At 40.0% G+C, this 7,375-nt stretch carries 3 protein-coding genes, 1 pseudogene and 1 CRISPR repeat array; all 4 genes and pseudogenes read right to left on the bottom strand.

The features are described 5' to 3' along the window. Position 1 precedes the first annotated feature (1 nt). A CRISPR array of direct repeats spans positions 2–432; the repeat unit is 35 nt; unit sequence TTGGATTACCAGTCAGATTGTCACTGCTCCAAAAC. Positions 433–517: 85 nt separating this feature from the next. After that, positions 518–1,171: pseudogene (csn2, locus tag G7Y37_RS09335) on the bottom strand (type II-A CRISPR-associated protein Csn2); the annotation flags it as partial. Next, positions 1,168–1,476 carry a CRISPR-associated endonuclease Cas2 gene (gene cas2, locus G7Y37_RS08965; protein WP_165063128.1) on the bottom strand — a complete coding sequence of 103 codons (309 nt, stop codon included), beginning with the start codon at positions 1,474–1,476 and terminating at the stop codon, positions 1,168–1,170. The gene cas2 and the pseudogene csn2, both read right to left, overlap by 4 nt. Positions 1,477–1,504: 28 nt before the next feature. Continuing rightward, positions 1,505–2,383: a type II CRISPR-associated endonuclease Cas1 gene (gene cas1 / locus G7Y37_RS08960; protein WP_165063127.1), complete on the bottom strand. Its 879-nt coding sequence runs from the start codon at positions 2,381–2,383 to the stop codon at positions 1,505–1,507. Continuing rightward, positions 2,373–6,569, bottom strand: a complete 4,197-nt coding sequence (gene cas9, locus G7Y37_RS08955) for a type II CRISPR RNA-guided endonuclease Cas9 (protein WP_165063126.1) — start codon at positions 6,567–6,569, stop codon at positions 2,373–2,375. The genes cas1 and cas9 overlap by 11 nt, the downstream gene beginning before the upstream one ends. Between the last annotated feature and the right edge of the window lie 806 nt (positions 6,570–7,375).

The following is a 7,375-nucleotide window of genomic DNA, read 5'->3' as shown; positions in this document are numbered from 1 at the left end:
GTTGGATTACCAGTCAGATTGTCACTGCTCCAAAACTCGGTTGATGACATGTAGCCCGGTGCGGTTGTTGGATTACCAGTCAGATTGTCACTGCTCCAAAACAGACTAAGCAGGATTCTCAAAATGATAACGGTTGGATTACCAGTCAGATTGTCACTGCTCCAAAACTCCATTAAGGCTTTATTCTGTTCTTCGAGCGTTGGATTACCAGTCAGATTGTCACTGCTCCAAAACGCAGCAGCGAAATAAAAAGCAGCCCATTCCGTTGGATTACCAGTCAGATTGTCACTGCTCCAAAACCCAGATAATCTGGGATATAGTCAAATGAATGTTGGATTACCAGTCAGATTGTCACTGCTCCAAAACCGGGGCGTGGCTGTGGATTGCAGGGGACACGTTGGATTACCAGTCAGATTGTCACTGCTCCAAAACCGTTAGAGCAAATTCTTCTTTGCGAAGAAGACGAACAAGCTGACTGGCAAGATACTTCATATTCAAGTAAACCCTGCTCAACAACAATTTTCCTCTCTGAATTATGAAGTTTAAAACTATCGTACTTTTCTATAAGAAGCATCTTTGTTCCTAAAAAAATAGCATGATCAAATACTTGAAACAACTCTTTTTCTGTCAAAAAAATCTTTAAATTAACGAAAAGCAGAGTGGCTTCTAATCCCATATCAGATACAAAATCCAAAAACTTTATTAAATTATCAAAGAGCGATTCTCCTTCAAGCGCTTCCACTCCAAAACCAAAACTCTTGAGATAACTACATATATCCCATTCTAAAGTAAATCCATAATCGCATCTAAGCTGAAAACCCAACGATGACACTATCGAGCCAATTTCGCTACTTAACTCATTTAATTCAGCACGAATATCATCATCTTCCATCATTAGTAGACGAATTCGCTCATGTAATTTTCCACCAAGCTGCCTATTTTTCCATGGTAGATCAAATGGGTTCATAATAGCCAAAAAGGCTGACGCGCAATTAACCCGTTTCCCATCATCACCCCAAACGCTATATGGCTCAACAGCTTCACTGCCCTTACCAGATAGCAACGATTCACACACTCTGGAAAACAGTGTAGTATTTTCAATTTGCAACACACTAATATGCTCAGCATCAATATCTAAAGTGTGCTCTAGTCCCGAGAAAACAACCCTCATAGAACTAAAAACTCCTCCATCGTGTCTATCTCGTCATATGCTTTCCTGCTTCCTGTTATGTAATCCATGGTTTCAAATTGCTTCTCTGTTACTTTAAGGACCTGCACAAGCCCCTCCGACGGTCTATGTTTCCGAAGCCGCATAATTGATGCACCTGCTGCTCCATCGTTTGTGGCCAGCTTCGAGTACACAGATTCCTGAAGCATCAGAAAACCTTCTTTTAGCAAATACTTTCTGAACAGTCGGTATTCTTTTCTTTGTGCCGCAGTTTCTACCGGTAAATCAAAGAATACTAGTAATCTCATATATCGAATCCTAGATTGTTGCATATCGTTACAGAAGCCGTATTGTCTCAATATCTTCAATTGATATCTTCTTATTTAGAGCATTTATACACTGCTGAACGTACTGAGAAACAACAGATCCTAGCCTGTAAGAACCGTCACGATAGTTAACATACGTGTTGGATAAGTCTCCTAGCAAGCGCCGCATATCGCAATCAAACTCAACTGCAAGATTATCTACTACGAGCCTATCTACAGCAATACGAAATGGCTCCATAAAATCGCACGCAAGATTAAATTGGTTGTATTCATTACGGTGACATATTCCAACTTGCGTCAGCAAACCACGCGACACAATCTCGCGATTTACCATAGACAACAATATGGCATACCCGTAATTCAACGCGGCATTAATGGCTATATCTTGTTCACGGGTAAAACCAGACCCAAACAATGCCGAAAAGTATATTCGAGCAGCATGGGCTTCCCTGTTAGTGGTATCACCAGACCGCACCTCTTGCATCGCTTTCGAAAGCTGCACTGCTTCTATTTCATAGTCTCGCTCGTGTAAAAAACGCCACTGCTCTTTAATTTTATCCTTCACAATATGTTGCCAAACACGCTTTTTGATGGGTTCACCCCATGCCATCTGCTCAACAATACGCTTACTTGTGTTGTGTGCTCCATACAGTGGGAGATACTGTCCAACTGGATTATGCGCATTATCACTTACAACAAGAGATATCTTATTCTTCGATAACTCTGCCATAAGATACGCGCTTATAAACACCTGCATTGTATGAAGCACCACAGTAGATATCTCAGAAAGATGAACTTTGGCGGTGTCGTCCTCTTTTCTGACAACCATATATCCGCTTTTATACGAAATCCTACACGGGCTTTCTATAAATACTGTTCTAAAAGCCAATGCGAGTCCGCCTTTCGAACATACCTGTAATAGATTGATCGATTAGATAGATTTCGGATTGACTAAAAAGTTTGGAATAAACAGGGCACATACATCCTGAGTTCTTCTTTCTCCCAACTGATGCGAGATCAATCTTATTAACTTTACCAGCCGCAATAGCCACAAGATTCATTACTACTTGTTTCTTTTCAGCAAGACTAGCTTTGGCAAATTCTTCATCCCATTTGCCAATTTTCACCGCATCTGAAAGCCTCGGTGAATATTTCATTAAGGAATTTTTAACTCTGTTGAACAGTTGCCAAACTTCTTCATCAGTAACTGGCTCAACTGTCTTTCCCTCGCGTTCATCTACTATGCGCTTCGCAATAGCTACTTCTTCTAAACTAAAAGCAACTGCAACAGCATTGCGCACTTCTTTCTTACCTGTAACATAAAGTCTAGACCCATCAACATCCATAAGTTGATACTTCAACACTTTCGATCGAATAATCCTAGAAAACTCAGTTCCACTCTCTTCACAAATTGCCCTTGCATACTCTTCCAAGGCTGATTCGTCAGATTTAAGAGATGCAGCAACGCTGACCGGCACAGAAGCTAACTCTAAAACAGACTTATCTTTTTTGACTGCTTCATAAATGAAGAAATATGCAAATTGTTCACGAGAGTAGCTGCCATATTTCTTAGGATCTAATCCTTTCTTTAGTGGCAACTTTAATTGATCAGCTTTTTTCGAGTCATGCGGCGAATAAATCGTCTCATCCCAAAACGCTCCGCTAGTCTCTTCTGGCATCCGAGTAACATAGCATTGCTTATAGTTCAAATATTTACGAATACGATCAAGCTCCGCATCGGCATTCCAAGTATCGCCTTTATCTAAAATCTCACCCGTATCTTTGTCGAAACCAGATTTCATAAAACTAGATATGAGGAACGAAGAATTAAACGGAGCATACCCCCTCTTTACTCTTTCGCTTTCATTCTTAACAAACTTGCGAATAACGTGCTGATATCTCAATGGATGTTCATACATATCTGGATAGCGTAGTTTGATAAAACGTCCTATCTGACATGCAAGCAATGCGTCGTGCGCATGGTGAAAATCGTTAATCTCGCGACACTTTACAAAACCGTTTCGCTCTCGCAGCTCATGAGACAAACCTGCCTTCACAGACAAAACGTCTGTTTCAGGTAGCATTCCCTCAAGCATCATCTGCACTATTTTTACAATTTGGCTAGTTTCTACAATCTGTCTGTTAATAAACCCTTTAAGTTGTTTTTCGTGAATTTCCGCACGCAGAAGATTCTTATATTTCTTTTCGCCAATCAAATTCGCCCCACGAAGCGCATTCCAATATGGCTTCATTTCCCTGCGCATATCTGCAGGAAGCAACATCTGGTCAGACTTCCGTTGATTCTCTTCTTTGAAAACAAGAGCCTTGTTTTCAAAACTATCATCTTTGATGTAAGACTGCGGCAGAATATGATCCACTTCGTACTCCGAAAGTCTATTTATATCAAGTGGCTTACCCGAATATAAAGACTTCCCACCCTGCATAAAATAGAGCGTCAACTTCTCATTAAGGTCAGCATGTCCCTTAGTGGCAAGTTCTTTCTCTAAAGCGTCTTTTACAAACTCGGGGTTCTGCTTCTTAAATGCTTTTATATGCTCTTTCAAATCGTCATATCTACGCTTTGTACGCTGTCCTTTGCGCTCATCATCCGACCGTGTTACCTCAACAAAAATGTTCGCAGGCGCGTGTCCCGCTATTTTCACGATCTCTCGTATAATGCCCAACGCTTGATTAATACCACGTCTTAACGCAGGCGACCCGGGCAGTTCCTCCAACGCAATAGTTGCAATATCTCCAAATTTCTTTTCATTTTCTGCATCAACCAATTTTTGAAACTGAAGTTTATCGTCGCGAAGTGCCTCCATAAGGACCATAGCTTTGCCACCATGCCCGTTATTCGGATCTCCCTCGCGAAGAACATCCATAATGGAATACGGACCGTTATCGGTTTGAGTCTTAATCTCAGTTAAGAACTTCCGAGAAAGCTTACCCCATCCAGTAAATCGTTTTTGACATATCTTTTTTATCTGTTCATCGTTCAATCGATCGCCATATTTCTCGTACAACTTTTGGCGAAGAATATCCCTATCCTCAAAAATTGTATTCCAGAGAATAATTTCTTCTATCATCGGGTAGTCAGACTGCGGAATTTCATCAACCTTAAAAATATCTTTTTTGAAGAAAATATATGACGATAATCTTGATTCAAATCCTCTTTCGCCCTGAGCTCCACTTACATGGACATTCATATGTCCGGATCTCTTATTCATCCAGTCCGCTATCTTTTTATAAGTAGCGCTGCCGTTCTTAAATAACTCATCGACCATATCTGTACGATCACGATAATCAAACCGGTATTCCTTATCGCCATCCTCGGAATAGTGAGCGCCATTCAATTCATTCAACATGCAGAATTCTTCATACAACAAAGAACTCTTCGGAAGCACAGGTTCCCCTTGTAAATAAGTGCATGTACCAGTCATGCGCGTTATAAATTTCTCAGCACTGGCATTTTTGTCTATAACTTGCTCCCAGTTCCAAGGATATATCTTCTCGTTTTCTTTACCACGAAGCCGCTCCGACCAAGCAAAGCGCAAATTACCATCTTCTTTATCGTTAACCCTTCTGGCATTTTTCTGCGTTAGTGGACCAACATAATAAGGAATGCGAAAAGTTACGAGAGAATCTAGCTCCCTTTTCTTTGATTCCAAAAATGGATAGAACTTCTTCTGGATTTCAATAATTTCATCCATTTCTTCAAGATGAAGCTGAAATGGAATTACACCGTTGTCACTCGTTTTTAAGCGACGAAGGAACCGTTCCTCTTTAAAAGCATCCATCATCTCTATGTAGCGAATATCATCTATCGCCGGCGTATCTGCAAAAAGATTTTCAACTTCTTTGCGGAAATCGTCGTAAGAGCTTCTCCCATGAACAGTATTGTATTTCGTATAACCACTTGCTTCGCTAATATCATATTTCGCTTTTTCTCCCGGATAAAGCTTCGGGTAGAGGGGACCTCTGAAAAATCTACTGTATTCTTTTTTAGATATATATTCCCGAGCAAGAGATTTTAATGTTTTTAGATTTTCACCATATATCTCATACTCTGCTACTTTATTTACAGATATAGACTTTCCTCGTCTAAGACTTAATATTTCTTGCAGCACAAACGACGAATAAACACCCTGCATTGCTTTGAATAGATCAATTCCATCGTCTGGGCAAATATTTTCAAAAGCCTCTATATCTTCATCGCTAGATAGATAAATTTTAGTTTTAACATCTGCTGGTTTTTCTCCAGCAATAAAAAAGATATGTGCCATTTCTGCACTAGCACCAACTATTGCGCCCGCAATAGCCTTTGACATATCGCTGGATTGCTTTTTGCTAAATATTTCATTTGGCTGAATATTGAACAGCGACCAAATAGCTTCCTTCAATTCCGATTTATGCGCATTCGTTCGTTTTAATACGTCAATAATCTTGTCGATATTTTCTTCTGCAAAACAATCGATATTATTTAACTCGCACCAATTTTGCACAGCCACACAAAGCTGCTTTACCGAATTATCCACATCTGCATTCTTGGATGTTAAGGTCGGATTATCCTGCTGTAAGAAATTCCCCCTATGTTTCACAATATTATGAAACGCAAGATATATAAGACGAATATCTGCCTTTTCATTGGTTTCCATAAGCCATTTACGAAGATGATAGATAGTGGGAAACTTATCGTAATAGTCTTTTTCTGTGAAATCCTTATCATTAAATAACAGCCATATGTAATCCGAATGAGCCGCATCCCTGTCTTCTTTAAGTAGTCGGGATTGTTTAAGCCTATAAAAAAATTCAGGATCAACTTGGTTTATTTCTTCTTCAAAAATTTCCTGAAGAAGATTAAGCCTCCATCTACGTCTATCATATCGGCGGCGTTGACCTCTATGAACACGCGCACTTGAAGCTTTATCTGCTTGCAGAAAAATGCGACTCCCCCATGTAGGCTTACCGTTGAAATAGCATAGATCGCCTTTGTGATCCACAGCAGCCCAGCCTACCGAAGCTGTACCGATATCTAGCCCAATGTTGTATTCTCCAACATTTCTTAAATTCATAGTTTCCTCCCTACTATCCTGTGCTATAGTTTAGCCAATCTGATTACCAGTCAGATTGTCACTTGCGAGTCAAAATAAAGACTTAGTCTTAAATGTCTTCTAATGAAGACACCGCGTAGGCGGTAAAATATGACTCAAAAAAGGACCCTGCGGGGTTCTTTTTTTTCTATACAAATAGCCACAAAACTCCAATCCGTATACAGCACGACAATCCTTAACAAAATTTACCTCTTATATTTTTTGCATATGTACTATTTGTGGTACACATAATTTTTTATATTCTGCTATGTCGGCAGTTGCAGCAAAAACCGGGTATATAGACAGAAAGGGTGTCGGATTCTGAATTGATATGCCTGTTCAGGCAAGCTTTTTCCAAGAAAAAGTCAGTTATGGACAGGGGTGAGCTGTGTTTACTAGAAAATGTGCAATCTGCGGCGGCAAGATGAAGAAAAGGATTTACAAGCTGGAAGGCAGAGGTGGAGATGCATCTTGTGCGGAGGCTCTAGCGTTAGGAGAAACGATACCTTCGCAAGATAGCTTAAAGTGTTTGTCGGATAGCTTTTGGGTAAACTCTCAACACCTTGACGCTAGATTACGATTCAACTCATCCGCATACTAGTTCAAAAAAGTTAGAAAAATGGTCAAAACTTCCAGCTTTCCATGGTCATAGTGCCACATAGCTAACTTGAATTGTGGAGAACACTGGGCAAACAGGGTTCTTCAATTCCATTTTGATTCGTAATTGACGTAATTTGGCATTATAGACTGTGGAAAGTCGGAAGTTTTGACCATTTTTCGCCTAAAAA

The sequence above is a fragment of the Adlercreutzia sp. ZJ154 genome, assembly GCF_011039055.1.
Taxonomy (GTDB): domain Bacteria; phylum Actinomycetota; class Coriobacteriia; order Coriobacteriales; family Eggerthellaceae; genus Adlercreutzia_A.
Note: the sequence above shows the minus strand (reverse complement) of the source record. Positions and strands in the feature narration are given on the sequence as shown.